The following is a 13,291-nucleotide window of genomic DNA, read 5'->3' on the forward strand; positions in this document are numbered from 1 at the left end:
GGGGGCGGCGGGCCCCCCGGGGAGGGGCGGCCCGCCGGAAGGGGAGACGGGTTCTGGTCGGACGGGGGTCAGCCGCAGCCCCCGCCGCAGTTGCAGGAGCCGCCGCTCTGACAGCCGCAGCCGCAGCCCGAACCGCAGCTGCACCCGCGCAGGTCGGGGGTTGTGGTCGTCCGGTGGGTCACAGTCCCTCCAAGGGGGTCGACAGCGCCCGTGCGCGATCACGCCGGAGCCTCCCCGGTGGGAGGGGGCGTCACGGGCGCGTTGCCCGCAGGAGACCGTGCCCGTTCACCGCCGCCGCCAACCGGGGCGGGCGTCGGCCCCGCCGGGCCAGGGCGCTGCCCGCGGCCTTCGCGGGGCGCGCTGACCTGTGCGTAGGCCCGACCGGGATCAGGCGAAGAAGGTCGGCGCGACCGCCGGGCGGCGTGTCATTCGGTAGAGCCAAACCTGACCGACGAACATGACCGGAACCACGGGAACGAGGGCCGCCCACACGAACACCGCGGTCGTGGAGGGAACCGGCTCCCAGGGCAGCCCCGGTACGGCCAGCGCCACGAGCAGACCGGGCACGGCGATCGCCACCGCCGACGTGTGCCGCGACAGCATCGGACCCACCAGGCCGCTCGTCGCAGCCAGGGCCGCCAGCAGCACCGCGGCCAGCACGACCGCGGGACCCGGGGACAGCTCCGGGCCGCCGGGCGGCACCGCCGCGACCGCCGCCACCGACGCCGCCCCCAGGGCCAGGCGCGCGAGTCGGCGCGTGTCCCGGGCGGCCACGTCCGCGCTCTCGGAGTCGGCCGGACCGACCAGCCGCTCGGCCCCGAAGGCCGCTCCGCGCAACGCGAACAGAGCCGTGACGGCGACCGCGCACAGCGGCGTGAACGCGCTCGCGGTGAGGCCGCCCGCGAGCAGACCCGCCACCACCAGGCCCCACGCGGCGGCCAGGGCCCAACTGCCCCCGACTAGCGCGCGGTCGCAGGCCAGCCGCCAGCGGTCGCCGTCCACGCGGGCGCGCAGCCACAGCCCCGCGTCGCGGACCAGCCACCCGGCCAGCAGGACGGTGAGCACGGGCCGCAGTTCGCCGACCACGTGATGCTCCAGGCCGGGGAACAGGCCCGCCAGGACCCCGAACGCGGCGACCAGCCACACCTCCGAGGCCAGGAAGTAGGGGGCGACCGCGGCGACCACGAGGCGGCGCTGCTCGGGACCGCGAGCCAGGCGCGGCATCAGCATGCCCAGGCCGATGTCGGCGCCGGCCAGGACGAGGTAGCCCACGACGAGGAGGGCGAGGAGCGCGGATGAGAGGAGGTCCATGGTTTGCGGCCTTCCGGGCTCAGTACGTGTGAACGGGTGCGGCGCGCCCACCGGGCTCCGCGGGGTCCTCGGGCGGCTGTGTGCGCGGCTCGGCCAGCGGACCGCCCTCGGGGCCGCGCCGCGCGTAGCGCACCAGGAGCCAGCAGGTGACGGCGGCCAGGGCGGCGAAGGCGAAGGTGAAGAAGCCGAAGGAGGCCGCGGCCGCGACCGGGGACAGGGGGGTCACCGCGTCGGCCGTGGTCAGGTGGTGCACGACCGTCCAGGGCTGGCGGTTGGTCTCACGGAACACCCAGCCGCCGACGCTGGCCAGGTAGGGCAGGAACGGCGTCACCACCAGCGGGGCGAGGAACCACCTCCAGCGGTCGAGTCCGCCGAGGGGCCAGGCCAGCAGCATCAGGGGGCCCAGGAAGAACATCAGCGCCCACGACGCCGTCATCACCAGGTCCCCGGTCCTGTTGGCCGCGTCCAGGAGGGGACCGCCGGGGTTCGCCGCCTCGATCGCCGCGATCTCCTCGGCGGTGCGGGTCAGCCCGCTCGTGGGCGGGTCCTGGCCGAACAGCTCGAACTGCGCCCCGCCGAAGGCCGCCACGGGTAGCGGCACCGAGCACAGGACCAGCGTCGCGTAGCGGATTCCGCGCCGGAAGACGCCGTGCGCGTCGTCGCGCCGGACGAGGTGGTGGGCGCTGGTCGCGGCCACGACCAGGGCGCCGACCAGCAGGGACCCGGTGACGACGTGGCCGAAGGCCAGCACGGCCGCCGGGTTGGTCATCAGCGCGACGGGGTCGGTCAGGTGCGCCGCCCCGTCGACCATCTCGAAGCCCACGGGGTTGCGCAGGAAGCCGTTGGAGACCAGCACCCACCACGCCGAGGCGTACGCCGTCGCGGTGACCACGGCGAAGCAGGCCAGGTGCGCCCACCGGCCCATGCGGTCCCACCCGAAGATCCACAGCCCCAGGAACGTGGACTCGACGAAGAACGCGGTCATCGTCTCCAGCGCCAGGGGAGCGGCGAAGGTGTAGCCGAACATCCCGTGCAGGCCGCTCCAGTTCAGCGCGAGCTGGAGTTCCATCACCAGACCGGACAGGACGCCCATCCCGTAGTTGACCAGGTACAGGCCGCCCCAGAACCGCACGGCGGTCATCCGGGAGCGGTCTCCGCGCAGGGTGGCGACCAGTTGGGTGGTGAGGAGGTAGGGGGCCAGCCCGAGGGTCAGTGCCACGAACACGTAGTGGGTGGCGGCGGTCAGCGCGAACTGGAGCCGCGCCAGCAGCAGGGGGTCTTCGAACATCGTCGGGCCTCGCGTTCGGCGGTGGGAACGCGGTCAAGCATCCGACTGCGGCAGGGGCGGGCGCATCGTCCCGGCGGGGGCTCCTCGCCGCCCTCCCCGAGGGTAGGAGCGGCGGAGCGGGTACTCCCGGCGGCGTAGGGGACGACCCCGAGACGACCCTGGAGGGCCCCGGAAACGCTCCCGGGCGCACGCGGTCCCTCCTCACCGGCTCCACTTCGGGGTGACCAGGGCCGTCTCGTAGGCGATGACGACCAGTTGGGCCCGGTCGCGCACCCCCAGCTTGACCATGGCCCGGCTCACGTGGGTCTTGGCGGTGGCCGGGCTGAGTACGAGGTGGGCGGCGATCTCCTCGTTGGACAGGCCGCCGCCGACCAGGGAGACCACCTCGCGTTCGCGCTCGGTGAGCCCGCTCAGCCGGACCGAGGGGTCGGGAGCGCTCGGCGGGCGGCGCGCGTAGTCGGCGATCAGCCGCCGGGTGATCCCCGGCGACAGCAGCGCCTCGCCGCCGTGCACCACCCGCACCGCCCGCAGCAGGTCCCCGGGCTCCGTGTCCTTGACCAGGAACCCGCTGGCGCCCGCGCGCAGTGCCTCGAAGATGTACTCGTCCAGGTCGAACGTGGTGAGGATGACGACCCGGGTCGCCTCCAGGCCGGGGTCGGCCAGGATTCGCCCGGCGGCGGCCAGGCCGTCCACCCCGGGCATGCGGATGTCCATGAGGACCACGTCGGGGCTTTCGGCGCGGGCCAGCCGTACGGCCTCCTCGCCGTCGGCGGCCTCGGCGACCACCCCGATGTCGGGGGCGCTGTCCAGCAGCGCGCGGAACCCCGCGCGTACCAGCGCCTGGTCGTCGGCGAGCAGTACCCGGATCAACGGGGCCTCGTTTCCTCTGGGCCGGGGGAGTGGACGGCCGGTGTCCCGCGGTCCGGTCCGGCGCCGTCGAGCGGGAGCCGGGCGCGCACCCGGAATCCTCCCTCCCGGAGGGGGCCCGCGTCCACCGTGCCGCCCACCAGGGCGGCGCGTTCGCGCATCCCCGTGATGCCGTTGCCGGGGACCGGCGGCCCGACGGTCCCCGCGCCGTCGTCGGTGACCTCCACGACCAGCGAGGACGCGCGGTGCTCGATGCGTACCCGCGCCGAGGAGGCCACGGAGTGGCGGACCACGTTCGTCAGCGCCTCCTGGACCGTGCGGTAGGCGGCCGACTCGGTGCTCACGGGCAGGTGCCCGGGCACACCGCTGACCTCCACGGCCACGTCGACGCCCGCGCTTCGGGTGCCTTCGGCCAGCTCCTCCAGCCGGTCCAGCCCGGGGACCGGCGACCTCGGCGCTGCCTCGTCCACGGCGCGCAGTACGCCCAGCATGCCGCGCAGCTCGGTCAGGGTGTCCTTGCTGGTCCGCTTGATGGTGGCCAGGGCCTCAGCGGCCCGCTGCGGCTCGGTCTCCATCAGGTACAGGGCCGTGCCCGCCTGCACGTTGATGAGGGAGATGTTGTGCGCCACCGTGTCGTGCACGTCCCGGGCCAGCCGGACGCGCTCCTCGGAGGCACGGCGCAGCAGCTCCTCCTCCCTGGTGCGCAGGGACTCGGCCTCGCGCTCGCGGTCGGCCCGCAGGTACTCCTGCCGCCAGCGCACGACCTCGCCCGTGCACAGCAGGACGAGCACCCAGCCGACGATGCCGACCGCCTCGGGCCGGAAGGTACCCGTCATCAGGAACTCGTAGCCGTTGACCGCCACGAACTGGCCCACGCCCAGCGTCCAGCCGAACACGCGGTACCCCCGGCGCACCAGGGTGTAGAGCATGACGGCGGTGCACAGCATGACCATGCCGTCGGGAAAGCCCAGGGGGTAGTACACGGTGGAGGCGACGACCGACGCCAGCCCGACCGTGCGCGGGCAGGCGGTGCGCCACAGGACGGCCAGGCAGGCGACGAGGATCAGCGCGTGGCCCCACGGCCAGGGGTCGACCGCCCCCGCCGCCCGCTGGAGCGCGCTGACCAGCGCCGTGCTGCCCATGGAGACGGCGAGCAGGCCGAACGCGAGCCAGACGTCGGTGCGCGCGGGCCGGAGGAGTAGTGCTGCCACAACCCCGACAGTACGGGGGACCCCTCGGGGAAGCCGTCACCCCGGAGGAGGGTTTTCCGGAGTCGGTCTACTCCCCGGGGAGTAGACCGTGGCCGACTAGAAGACGTCGTCCGGCGGAGCCGGGGAGTCGACGGCGTCGGCGTCGCGTACGGGGGGTCGGCCCGAGACGAAGCGGTCCAGCTCCCCGCCCTCCAGGAGGCGGGCCATCTCCGGATCCCGGTGCGCGCGGCGGCCCAGCTCCTCCACCGGCAGGAGGCTGTGCGAGGCCGTCAGGACCAGGTTGCCGAACCGCCGCCCGCGCAGCACCCCCGGCGCGGCCGACAGCGCCGTGTGCGGCAGCGCCGTGCGCGCGGTCGCCACCTGCCTCCGGGTGTGGGTCAGGCCCCCGCCGTCGCCGATGTTGACCACCAGCATCCCGGTCGGACGCAGGACGCGCGCCAGCTCGGCGTAGAATTCCGCCGAGGTCAGCCGCGCCGGGGTGCGCGCGCCCGCGAACACGTCGCTGATCACCAGGTCCGCGCTGTCGGTGCGCCGGGCGGCGATCCACTCCCGGGCGTCGCCGACACCCACGCGCAGCTGCGCCTTGCGGTCCCAGGGCAGCCGCCTGCGCACCATCTCGACCAGGGGCGCGTCCACGTCCACCGCGCGCTGCCGGGAACCGGGACGGGTGTGCGCCACGTAGCGTGCCAGAGTCAGCGCGCCCGCGCCCAGGTGCAGGGCGTCCACGGCCTCCTCCGGCGGCGCCACGAGGTCGGCCGCGTGCGCGATGCGGCGCACGTAGGAGAAGTCCAGGTAGGAGGGGTCGGCCAGGTCCACGTGGGACTGGGGCGTACCGTCCATGACCAGGAACCACGAGTCGGACCGGTCGGCGTCGGCGAGCAGCTCCGTGCCCGGGACCCCGCCGTCCACGGCGTCCCCGCCGTGCGCCGCTTCCTCCCGCGCGCCGCGTCTGCCCACGTCCGCCTCCGTTCGTCGGCCCCAAGACTACGCACAGGCCCGAGCGAGCGTGTCCGTGATCGCGCTAGCCTGGGGTTCCCCGACCTTTTCGGGTTCTCTCAACCTTTGCGTATCCCACGAGGAGTGGCCGTGCTACTGCGGATGTCGACCCTGTTCCTGCGCACCCTGCGTGAGGACCCGGCGGACGCCGAGGTGCCGAGCCACAAGCTGCTCGTCCGCGGCGGGTTCGTACGCCGGGCCGCGCCCGGCGTCTACACCTGGCTGCCCCTTGGCAAGATCGTCCTGGAGAACGTCTCCCGGATCGTGCGCGAGGAGATGGACGCCATCGGCGCCCAGGAGGTGCTCCTGCCCGCGCTGCTGCCCCGCGAGTACTACGAGGCCACCGGGCGCTGGGAGGAGTACGGCGACACCCTGTTCCGCCTCAAGGACCGCAAGGGCGCCGACTACCTGCTCGGCCCCACCCACGAGGAGCTGTTCACGCTCCTGGTCAAGGGTGAGTACTCCTCCTACAAGGACTTCCCGGTCACCCTGTACCAGATCCAGGAGAAGTTCCGCGACGAGGCGCGTCCCCGCGCGGGCGTGCTGCGCGGACGCGAGTTCCACATGAAGGACTCCTACTCCTTCGACATCGACGACGAGGGGCTGCGCGCGTCCTACGCCGACCACCGCGCCGCCTACATCCGCGTCTTCGACCGGCTGGGCCTGGAGTACGTGATCGTGTCGGCCACCTCGGGCGCCATGGGCGGATCGGCCTCGGAGGAGTTCCTGGCCGTCGCCCCGACCGGCGAGGACACCTTCGTGCGCAGCACGCAGTCCGACTACGCCGCCAACGTCGAGGCCGTGGCCGTCCCGGCCCCCGAGGCGCTCCCGGTAGAGGGGCTGCCCGAGGCCGCGGTCCACCACACCCCGGACACCGCCACCATCCAGACCCTGGTGGACTTCCTCAACAACGCCGGGCTGGGCCGCGACTTCACCGAGGCCGACACCCTCAAGAACGTCCTGGTCAAGACCCGCTTGCCCGGCGCGAAGGAATGGGAGCTGCTGGCCGTCGGCCTGCCCGGCGACCGCGAGGTGGACTTCAAACGACTGGAGGCGGCGCTGGAGCCCGCCGAGGTCGCCCTGCTGGAGGAGTCCGACTTCGCGGCCAACCCCTTCCTGGTCAAGGGCTACATCGGTCCGCGCGCGCTGCTGGACAACAAGGTCCGCTACCTGGTCGACCCCCGGGTGGTCACCGGCACCGCCTGGGTGACCGGCGCGGACGAGGCCGACCACCACGTCGTCGACCTGGTCGCGGGCCGCGACTTCGTCCCGGACGGCATCATCGACGTCGCCGAGGTGCGCGACGGCGACCCCTCGCCCGACGGCAGGGGAACCCTGTACACCGCGCGCGGCATCGAGATCGGCCACATCTTCCAACTGGGCCGCAAGTACACCGACGCCTTCCAGGTGGACGCCCTGGGACCCGACGGCAAGCCCCGGAGGATCACCATGGGCTCCTACGGCATCGGCGTCTCGCGCGCCGTCGCCGCGGTCGTCGAGCAGTCCCACGACGACAAGGGCGTCGTCTGGCCGCGCGAGGTGGCGCCCGCCGACGTGCACGTGGTCGGTACGGGCAAGGGCGAGCAGGTCGAGGAGGCACTGCGGATCGCCCGGGAACTGGAGGCCAGGGGCCTGCGCGTCCTGGTGGACGACCGCAAGGGCGTCTCTCCCGGCGTCAAGTTCACCGACGCCGAACTCCTGGGCATCCCCACCGGCGTCATCGTCGGCCGCGGCCTCAAGGACGGTCTGGTGGAACTGCGCGACCGCGCCACCGGCGACCGCGAGGAGGTCGCCCTGGCCGAGATCGTGGACCGCGCCGTCGCCGCCTGCCGCGCGTAGCGGATGAACGGGAGGGGGGAGGGCCCGCGTGGAGACCGCGGGCCCTCCCCCCTCCGCCCGTACACGGACTGACGCGGGTGCCTCCCGGGCCGCCGCCGTACCCGGCCGTGCGGGCTACACGCGGCTCAGCCGGCCTCGTCGAAACCGGGCAGGGCGTCCAGCGCCCCGCCCCACTCCAGCAGGCGCACGGTCGTCTCCTGGAGCGCCCGGGCGCCGGTCACCCGCAGCTCGGTGTCCCGCGAGGCTGTCAGCCACAGGTGGGCGCGCGCGGCGGCCTGCTCCAGCCCCGCGGCGTAGGCGTCGACGGTCTCGTCGCCGTACTCGTCGGCGACCGGGTACGAGGCCAGTGCGGGCGGGGGGTCCACGCCCCGCTCCACGGCCGCCGCGTGCAGCGCGTCCCGCAGCGCCTTGTGCTCGTGGGCGGTGCTTCCCGCGCGGTCGCGCCGGTCCTCGTCCTCGGCGGCCCCGCCGATGAACTCGTACCCGTACACGGCCGCGTGTTCGGCGCGCAGCGCCTCGGCCAGCGCCCGTGGGCCGGCGTCCGTCTCCTCGCCGGTGGACGCGGGGCTCTCGCTCACCTTGCTACCTGCCTTCCGTCTGGGGGTGTGCGCCGTCACCGCTCCCGGGCCAGCAGATGGGCGTGCCCCGCCTCGCAGGCGCCGATCGCGCTGATCAGCTGCGCCAGCGCGGAGTCGGTGACGGCGCTCGCCTGGTCCAGCCGGGCGCCGGTCGCCGCGGCCTCCAGCACGCGCAGCGCCGCGGTGTCCGGCGCGGTCTCCGGAACGGGGGCCTCCTCGGGGGAGGAGGGTTCGCCGGACGGCCCGGCGGAGGGGGAGGGGGCGTCCTCGGGCAGGGAGTCCAGCAGCGCGTCCAGGTGGGACAGGTGGTGTTCCAGGAACCGCTCCAGCAGCTCCGCCGGCCCCGTTTCCCCGGCGACCGCGGCCTCGTAGCGCGCGACCATCCGCTCCTTCTCCCCGACCACCGCGCGCAGCACGTACACGTCCGGTGTCACGTCCGAGGGGTACCACTCGGTACCGCCGCACCCGGCCAGGCCCGCGGCGCCCACAGCGGCCGTCGCGCCCAGCACCGTGCGACGGCTGACACTGCCGATCCCCACTCGCTCTTCCTCTCGTGCGGTGGGGGCCGCCCGCGGCGGCCCCCCGGCCCCCATCCTTCCACGTCCCGTACCGCGCGGGGGACGCCGCCGCTCGGACGCGCTCCGCAGGCCACGCGCCGACGCGCCCCGGCCGCCGTCGGCGACTTGGGGGGTGTCAGCTGTTGGATCGGGAAGCCACTCAAGCACACACGAGGGCACAGGAGTCATTATGTGCTGCTGTCGGAAGGCGGTGTGTGGCTGTGCGCCCTCACCCCTGCGCATGGTGCGACGAAGAAAACCGTCTGAGAAGTTCGCTGATTCTCCGGACAAGCGCCCCCGGTCCTGGCTACGGTCGTATCGAACACAGCGACGGAACCGGCAGGTATCGGGAGGTGGGAAGGGATGGCGGGTACCGGCGCGCGGCGGTTGCGGTCGATCGCCGACCCGTTCCTGGTCCCCACACCGACCGGGGTGAGCGTGCGTGACCGGCTCAAGGGCCTCACCCCTGAGGACGAGGCGGTGCTGCGGGCCGTGGGCGCGCACCTGGGATCCTTGGCCTCCATGGACCTGGCCGCCCGGTGTGCGGATGGCACCGGCCACGGCAAGGACTCCTGGGCGGCCCGCAAACGGGAGTTGACCCCTGTCTCGTCCTCGCGGTGGGCCGGAGCCCTGACCAAGGCCTCCCATGAGCAGTGGGCGCTGGCCCGCCGCAGCCAGCTCGCCCACCTGCACCGCCTCCAGGCCGGGATCGACACCCTGCGCCACCGGCTCTCCCAACCACTCGGAGAAAAGGGCACCAAGGGCGCCCCGGGTGGGTACTCCTGTCGGCGGGAGTGGCATGCCAAGTCACGACGCCTGGCCGCCCTGGAGCATCGCCATGCGGCGGCGGTGGCTGACTGGGAGGTGGGCCGTGTACGGGTGGTGCGCGGCGGCAAGCGGTTGCTGCACAGCCGCCACCACCTGGAGCGGGCACAGCTGACCGAGGAAGAGTGGGGGGCCCGGTGAGAGGCCGCACGCTTCTTCCTCCAAGCTGATGGTGAGTCCGGAAAACGGTACGGCAACGAAACGATCCGCATCACCCCTGAGGGGCAGGTCAGTGTCCGGCTGCCCGCCCCCTTGGCGCACCTGTCCAACGCCGCGCACGGTCGGTACGTGCTCTCGGGTCGGGTGGTCTTCGCCCACCGGGGCACCGAGTGGGCTGATCGGGTCGAGGCCGACGGGGCGGTGGCCTACCGCCTCCACCTGGACACCGGGCGGGGTCCTGGTCGGGGCCGGTGGTACGTGAGCGCGTTCTGGACGCATGCTCCTGTCCCGCAGGTGCCGTGGGAGGCGGCGCTGGCCCATGGGGTGGTGGGGGTGGACGCCAACGCCGACCACCTGGCCGCCTGGCGGCTCGACACCCGCGGCAACCCGATCGGGAACCCGCGACGGTTCGCCTTCGACCTGTCCGGGAAATCCCAGCACCGGGACGCGCAAGTGCGCCATGCCCTGTCCCGGCTGCTGCGCTGGGCCACCGCACAAGGCGTGCACGCCATCGCTATCGAGGACTTGGACTTCGCCCGCGAGAAGACCCGGGAAAAGCACGGACGGCGCAAACGCTTCCGGCAGCTGATCAGTGGTTTTCCCACCGCTTGGTTGCGGTCCCGGCTGGTGCCGATGGCCCACACCCTGGGGGTGTCGGTCATCGCGGTGGACCCGGCGTATACATCAAGGTGGGGTGCCCAGCACTGGCAAAAGCCCCTGTCCACTAAACGTAGGAAGGTCTCCCGGCACGATGCGGCCAGCATCGCGGTCGGGCGGCGCGCTCAGGGCCACCCGGTTCGGCGTCGGACGGCACCGCCCCCACACCACCAGGGTGATGGTGTGGGGCATCGGACCGTCCAGGCCGCATCGGGGAGTTCTGGGCGTGAGGGAAACCGCCCACCCGTCACGGAGCGTGCACGCGATGCGCGTGGCCGGGCGCGGCAGGAACGCGGTGACCCAGCCCATCCAGAACCGTTCGGGATGGGTGCAGTGCCAGCGTGACCCCCGGGGGTCACTCCTGCTTCACTGTTCAGGAACGGTTCCGGGTGTGGATACTCTTGCGGCATAACCGCCGTCGCACGCGACGCGCGGTCGGCCCGCGTCCCCGCGTGAGGGGGCGGGCCGCTGAAGTCGAAGACTACGTACAGAGCTGGACCGCCCCGTACACCGGCCCGACGGCCGCGCGGGCGGGATCTTCGCCGTTGGAGGAGCAGGACCACATGGGAGCGCAGGCGCGCGAGGAGCGCATCGCCGAGCTGCTGGAGCCGGTACTGGCCGAGGCCGGACTGGACCTGGAGGCCGTCGAACTCACACCGGCCGGCAAGCGACGGGTGCTGCGCGTGGTCGTGGACTCCGACAACGGGGTCGACCTGGACACGGTCGGCGAGGTCAGCCAGGAGGTGAACACCCTGCTGGACTCCTCCGACGTCATGGGCGCGCAGCCCTACGTCCTGGAGGTCACCTCACCCGGGGTGGACCGCCCGCTGACCGAGCCGAGGCACTGGCGCCGCTCCCGAGGCCGCCTGGTGAGCGCCACCCTCGCCGAGGGCGGAAAGGTCACCGGGCGCGTCACCGGAGCCGACGACGACGGGGTCACCCTGGACGTCGAGGGCCAGTCCCGTACCTTCACCCACGCCGAACTCGGCAAGGGCAGGGTCCAGGTGGAATTCCGCCACGATGCCGACACCGACGCGGCGGACTAGAGGGGGAGCCCCGTGGACATTGACATGAGCGTTCTGCGCAGCCTGGAACGCGAGAAGGACATCTCCGTCGAACTCGTGGCCAAGGCCATCGAGGACGCGCTTCTGATCGCCTACCACCGCGAGGAGGGCCCCGAGAAGCGGGCCCGCGTCGAGCTCAACCGCTCCACCGGCCACGTGACCGTGTGGGTGGCCGAGACCGACGAGGAGGGCGAGTCCGTCGGCGAGTTCGACGGCACCCCCACCGGGTTCGGCCGAATCGCGACCTCCACCGCCAAGCAGGTCATCCTCCAGCGTCTGCGCGACGCCGAGGACGAGCTGACCCTGGGCGAGTTCGCCGGACGCGAGCACGACATCGTCTCCGGCATCATCCAGCAGGGCAAGGACCCCCGCAACGTGCTGGTGGACCTCGGCAAGATCGAGGCGGTCCTGCCCCCGCAGGAGCAGGTGCCCACCGAGACCTACACCCACGGCGAGCGTCTGCGCGCCTACGTCGTGCAGGTCCGCAAGGGCCACCGCGGGCCCTCGGTCACCCTTTCGCGCACGCACCCCAACCTGGTGCGCAAGCTCTTCGAGCTGGAGGTCCCCGAGATCGCCGACGACACCGTCGAGATCGCGGCGATCGCCCGGGAGGCGGGCCACCGCACCAAGATGGCCGTCCACTCCAACCGCGGCGGCGTCAACGCCAAGGGCGCCTGCATCGGCCCGCTCGGCAGCCGCGTCCGCAACGTCATGGCCGAACTCCACGGGGAGAAGATCGACATCGTTGACTACTCCGAGGACCCGGCCGTGTTCGTCGCCAACGCCCTGTCCCCTGCTCGGGTCAACTCCGTGGAGATCCTCGACATGGCCTCCCGTGTCGCCCGCGTGGTCGTGCCCGACTACCAGCAGTCCCTCGCGATCGGCAAGGAGGGCCAGAACGCCCGTCTGGCCGCGCGTCTGACCGGCTGGCGCATCGACATCCGCTCCGACGCCGAGCCCGCGGGGGAGCCGGAACGGGAGGGCGCCGCCGAGGGCGACGACACCGCCGCGACGGGTTGATCGGGTCGCGCGCATGCCTCGACGCGATAGGGTGGCCCATGACGGTCCCGACCGCCCCGTGCGTACGTGTGTGGGGTGTCGGTCGCGGGCAGTCCAGTCCGACCTCGTGCGGCTGGTGGCCGAGGGCACGGTCATCACGCCCGACACCCGGGGTCGTCTTCCGGGGCGCGGCGCCTACCTGCACCGCGATCGGCGGTGCTTCGAGCTCGCCGAACGGCGCAGGGCCTGGTCACGCGCCTACCGGAGGGGAGCGGGCGCCGACGGGTGGGACGTCTCACCGGTGGCGGCCCTGATCGATGCCGCCCCGCGTGGCGGATCGGGTCAGTGTTCCCGATAGGGTTGGAATGTCTGGACCGACTTATGGGTTGTAAGGACCGAGGTCGGCGTCCAGTGCTGTGTCGGCACGCAGAAGCTGGCCCATTGTTGTGTAGCGATGAGGAAGCAGGTCGAGATTGCGATGAGCGCCTGATGAGTACGCAGCGATGAGTAACTCGAGCTAACGACGGTCCGGCACAAGCCCATGTCCCGGACCGAAGCTGAAGGAGAGTAGTGGCGAAGGTCCGGGTATATGAACTCGCCAAGGAGTTCGGTGTAGAGAGCAAGGCCGTTCTGGCCAAGCTCAACGAGATGGGTGAATTCGTCCGTTCGGCGTCCTCGACCATAGAGGCCCCCGTCGTACGACGCCTCCAGGAAGCCTTCAACAACGGTTCCGACGGCGGTCGCAAGGGTTCGGCTCCCAAGCCCGGCCCGCGTCCCGCCGCGGACAACGGTGCCGCCCCGAAGCCGGGTCCGGCCCCCAAGCCCGGCCCCAGGCCGGCTCCCGCGCCCAAGCCCGCCCCGCAGGGCGAGGCCGCTCCGCGCGCGAACGCGCCCAAGCCAGGCCCCAAGGCTCCCCGCGGCGAGGCCGGCGCCGCCGGGG

The 13,291-nt window shown here is 72.9% G+C and carries 14 protein-coding genes; 7 read left to right on the forward strand and 7 right to left on the reverse strand.

Annotation, left to right across the window (positions count from 1 at the left end; translation table 11 throughout):
• Positions 1–387: 387 nt before the first annotated feature.
• The 5 genes from ABD54_RS21805 to ABD54_RS21825 form a co-directional block, all read right to left on the reverse strand.
• Positions 388–1,311: a cytochrome d ubiquinol oxidase subunit II gene (locus ABD54_RS21805; RefSeq protein ID WP_047871392.1), complete on the reverse strand. Its 924-nt coding sequence runs from the start codon at positions 1,309–1,311 to the stop codon at positions 388–390.
• Positions 1,312–1,330: 19 nt separating this feature from the next.
• Positions 1,331–2,599, reverse strand: a complete 1,269-nt coding sequence (locus tag ABD54_RS21810) for a cytochrome ubiquinol oxidase subunit I (RefSeq protein WP_047871393.1) — start codon at positions 2,597–2,599, stop codon at positions 1,331–1,333.
• A gap of 201 nt (positions 2,600–2,800) precedes the next feature.
• Positions 2,801–3,469, reverse strand: a complete 669-nt coding sequence (locus tag ABD54_RS21815) for a response regulator transcription factor (protein ID WP_047871394.1) — start codon at positions 3,467–3,469, stop codon at positions 2,801–2,803.
• Positions 3,466–4,677 (reverse strand): sensor histidine kinase, encoded by a 1,212-nt coding sequence (locus tag ABD54_RS21820; RefSeq protein ID WP_047871395.1) that lies wholly within the window; start codon positions 4,675–4,677, stop codon positions 3,466–3,468. Before ABD54_RS21820 ends, ABD54_RS21815 begins: the two co-directional genes overlap by 4 nt.
• Before the next feature lie 96 nt (positions 4,678–4,773).
• A complete protein-coding gene (locus tag ABD54_RS21825) occupies positions 4,774–5,634 on the reverse strand; it encodes a spermidine synthase (RefSeq protein WP_047871396.1) in 861 nt (286 codons plus the stop codon).
• 141 nt (positions 5,635–5,775) lie between these two features.
• Here ABD54_RS21825 and ABD54_RS21830 point away from each other — a divergent pair, with 141 nt between their 5' ends.
• Positions 5,776–7,512 carry a proline--tRNA ligase gene (locus ABD54_RS21830; RefSeq protein WP_047871397.1) on the forward strand — a complete coding sequence of 579 codons (1,737 nt, stop codon included), beginning with the start codon at positions 5,776–5,778 and terminating at the stop codon, positions 7,510–7,512.
• 125 nt (positions 7,513–7,637) lie between these two features.
• On the opposite strand, the gene ABD54_RS21835 is transcribed toward ABD54_RS21830, so the two are convergent.
• Both ABD54_RS21835 and ABD54_RS21840 read right to left on the reverse strand, forming a co-directional pair.
• On the reverse strand, positions 7,638–8,090 hold the full coding sequence (locus ABD54_RS21835; protein ID WP_047871398.1) for a ferritin-like domain-containing protein: 453 nt from the start codon (positions 8,088–8,090) through the stop codon (positions 7,638–7,640).
• Positions 8,091–8,125: 35 nt separating this feature from the next.
• Positions 8,126–8,629 (reverse strand): hypothetical protein, encoded by a 504-nt coding sequence (locus ABD54_RS21840; protein WP_047871399.1) that lies wholly within the window; start codon positions 8,627–8,629, stop codon positions 8,126–8,128.
• 381 nt (positions 8,630–9,010) lie between these two features.
• Here ABD54_RS21840 and ABD54_RS28645 point away from each other — a divergent pair, with 381 nt between their 5' ends.
• The 6 genes from ABD54_RS28645 to ABD54_RS27525 form a co-directional block, all read left to right on the forward strand.
• The gene (locus ABD54_RS28645; RefSeq protein WP_200904171.1) at positions 9,011–9,613 is read left to right on the forward strand and encodes a hypothetical protein; all 603 of its coding nucleotides are present in this window, start codon (positions 9,011–9,013) and stop codon (positions 9,611–9,613) included.
• A 276-nt stretch (positions 9,614–9,889) separates the two neighbouring features.
• The gene (locus ABD54_RS28650) at positions 9,890–10,633 is read left to right on the forward strand and encodes an IS200/IS605 family accessory protein TnpB-related protein (protein WP_200904172.1); all 744 of its coding nucleotides are present in this window, start codon (positions 9,890–9,892) and stop codon (positions 10,631–10,633) included.
• 218 nt (positions 10,634–10,851) lie between these two features.
• Positions 10,852–11,334, forward strand: a complete 483-nt coding sequence (gene rimP, locus ABD54_RS21850; RefSeq protein ID WP_047871400.1) for a ribosome maturation factor RimP — start codon at positions 10,852–10,854, stop codon at positions 11,332–11,334.
• 24 nt (positions 11,335–11,358) lie between these two features.
• Complete coding sequence (gene nusA, locus ABD54_RS21855; protein ID WP_047871401.1) at positions 11,359–12,372, forward strand: transcription termination factor NusA; 1,014 nt, start codon at positions 11,359–11,361, stop codon at positions 12,370–12,372.
• A gap of 13 nt (positions 12,373–12,385) precedes the next feature.
• Positions 12,386–12,709, forward strand: coding sequence for a YlxR family protein (locus ABD54_RS27520; RefSeq protein ID WP_082166937.1), 324 nt, complete (start codon positions 12,386–12,388; stop codon positions 12,707–12,709).
• Between the two features lie 212 nt (positions 12,710–12,921).
• Positions 12,922–13,291 (forward strand): translation initiation factor IF-2 N-terminal domain-containing protein (locus ABD54_RS27525; RefSeq protein WP_200904173.1); only part of this gene is annotated, 370 nt, incomplete at its 3' end.

The sequence above is a fragment of the Nocardiopsis sp. RV163 genome, from assembly GCF_001029525.1.
Taxonomy (GTDB): Bacteria; Actinomycetota; Actinomycetes; order Streptosporangiales; family Streptosporangiaceae; genus Nocardiopsis; species Nocardiopsis dassonvillei.